This is a genomic window from Flavobacterium gelidilacus DSM 15343 (assembly GCF_000422685.1).
In the GTDB taxonomy this organism is placed as follows: domain Bacteria; phylum Bacteroidota; class Bacteroidia; order Flavobacteriales; family Flavobacteriaceae; genus Flavobacterium; species Flavobacterium gelidilacus.
Genome location: NZ_AUGN01000043.1, coordinates 1 through 2,585, shown reverse-complemented (window position 1 = coordinate 2,585; position 2,585 = coordinate 1). Strand labels below are relative to the sequence as shown.

The 2,585-nt window shown below is 30.6% G+C and carries 1 protein-coding gene; it reads left to right on the top strand.

Features of this window, described 5'->3' with window-relative positions:
* Window positions 1-142: 142 nt before the first annotated feature.
* Entirely contained in the window at window positions 143-2,350 is a 2,208-nt protein-coding gene (locus G507_RS0109640; protein WP_051191594.1) for an AAA family ATPase, read from the top strand.
* Window positions 2,351-2,585: the final 235 nt, after the last annotated feature.

Below are 2,585 nucleotides of genomic sequence, written 5' to 3'. Positions count from 1 at the left end.
TTTCTATTTTGGAAAGTTTTTAAATCAAAAATTTGTCTATATTTGTTAAGGCTTGGTTATCAATCAACAAAACTGAAATAAAGCCGCGAACCGTTAGCTGTCACCCTAAAAACCGAACTACGAAGCCAGAATAATTGCAAAAATGATAAAATCAATTGACATAAAAAATGTTGCCACTTACGATAATTCGGGAGTGCAATTTAACGACCTGAAAAAGGTGAATTTTATTTATGGAGCTAATGGCTGTGGTAAAACTACAATTTCAAACTTACTACACGACAAATCAGACCCAAAATTTAACAATTGCACATTAACTTGGCAAAATGCTTTGCCTTTAAATGTCTTGGTTTACAACAAAGAATTTAGAGATAGAAACTTTGGAAAGGGAAAACTAAATGGTGTTTTTACACTCGGTGAGGCGACTGCCGACCAAATCAAAGAAATTGAAACGAAATCCGAAGAACTTAAAACAATTAAAGCTGACGGAATACAAAAACGTGAAACATTAGACAAACAAAAAGGAGATAAAGAAAAATTAGAAAATGATTTTAAAGAAACAACTTGGACAAAAGTGTACAAGAAGTACGAAAACGTTTTCAAGGAAGCTTATGGTTCACATCAAAAAGAACCTTTCAAAAACAAACTTCTACAAGAATTTTCCAGCAACAATGTTCAATTAGAAACACTTGAAAGTCTAAAAGAAAAAGCAGATACAATATTTGGCGAACAACCACAAAGAATAGATGAAATAAGCGATATTTCATTTGAAAGAGTGTTAGAAATTGAAGGAAAGGAAATTTGGAAAAAAATCATAGTCGGCAAAGCCGATGTAGATATTGCCAAATTAATTCAAAAGCTAAATATCAATGACTGGGTTAATCAAGGTAGAGAATATATTGAAGATACAACTTGTCCTTTTTGCCAACAAGAAACAATTACAGACGATTTTAAAAAGCAATTAGAAAGTTTTTTTGACGAAACATATTTAAATGACATCAAAGTACTTAAAGAATTAAAACAAGAATACAATACTATAACTTTAAACATCATAAACGTATTAAACGGTATTGAAGTAAATCAAAGAGCTTTCATCAATAGAAAACTTGACATTGACAAATTTTCGGCTTACTTGAAAACATTGATAAGTCAACATACAGCAAACAGCGAGTATCTAAACAGTAAAATTAAAGAACCAAGCCGGAGCATTGAATTAATTTCTATAAAAGATCAATCTGATTTAATCACACAATTAGTTAAGGAAGCAAATATTGAAATCAAAAAGCATAACAGCATTGTAACTAACTTTGCAACTGAAAAAAGTAATCTTATCAAATCTATTTGGAAATTTTTAGTTGAAGAACACAAAACTGACACTACATCATTCAATAACAAAAAAGATGGTTTAGAGAAAGGAATTGCAAATTTAGAAATACAATACAAAGCAAAGCAAGACGAATACAGAAAATTAGATACTGAAATAAAAAAATTAAATAAAAACGTCACAAGTATTCAACCAACTATTGACGAAATAAACAGAATTTTAAAATCCTACGGATTTTTAAATTTTGAAATCGTTCCTACAAAAGAAGATGGCTTCTATCAGATTCAACGAGAAGATGGCACAATAGCAGAAACGACATTGAGTGAAGGAGAAATTACCTTTATCACTTTTTTGTATTATCTGCAACTGACAAAAGGAGGTATTTCCGAAGAAGAAGTAAACAATGAAAGAATTCTAGTAATTGACGACCCAATTTCTAGTTTAGACAGCAACGTTTTATTTGTTGTGAGTACACTTATTAAAGACATTATCAAAAATCTTAAAGCAGATATTGGAAATGTAAAACAATTAATTCTCTTAACTCACAACGTATATTTTCACAAAGAAGTTTCCTTCATTGACGGCAGAACAAAAACTTGTAACAAAACATTTTTTTGGATTTTAAGAAAGAATGACAAAATTACAAATTTGCAGAATTTTCAAATGAATAATCCAATTCAATCGTCATATGAACTTCTTTGGCAAGAATTGAAAAGTAGTGAGGTAAAATCAACATTGACAGTTCAAAACGTAATGCGTAGAATAATTGAAAACTATTTTAAACTACTTGGAAAATATGGAGATGATGATTTAATTCTCAAATTTGGAACAAAAGAAGAGCAAGAAATTTGTCGTTCTTTAATTTCGTGGATAAATGACGGTTCTCATAGCATAAATGACGACCTATATATTGAACTACAAGACAGAACAATAGAAACCTACAAAAAGGTTTTTAAAGATATATTTATATTGACCAAACACGAAGGACATTACAATATGATGATGAATATAACAGAAGAAACAGCGTGAAAAAAGAAGGGCGAACAGCTAACAGGCGTTTGGCAAAAGTGGCGGTACAGTGCTCCGCAGACACATTTGTGGTTAATCAAAGTTTGGTTCTCCGCATCAGCATTTGTGGTGAAAATCGCCACCTTCGCCAAGCGCCAAAACGTTGTGTGTAATGCCAAAAAAACGAGATGTACAGAAAACGAAATACTATTAATAGAAATAAAATAATTATTAATCAGCTGATTTTTTTACTTTT

Bases quoted from the DNA above. Each gene is read 5' to 3' on its own strand.
- G507_RS0109640 (WP_051191594.1), top strand. From the start codon at position 143: ATGATAAAATCAATTGACATAAAAAATGTTGCCACTTACGATAATTCG.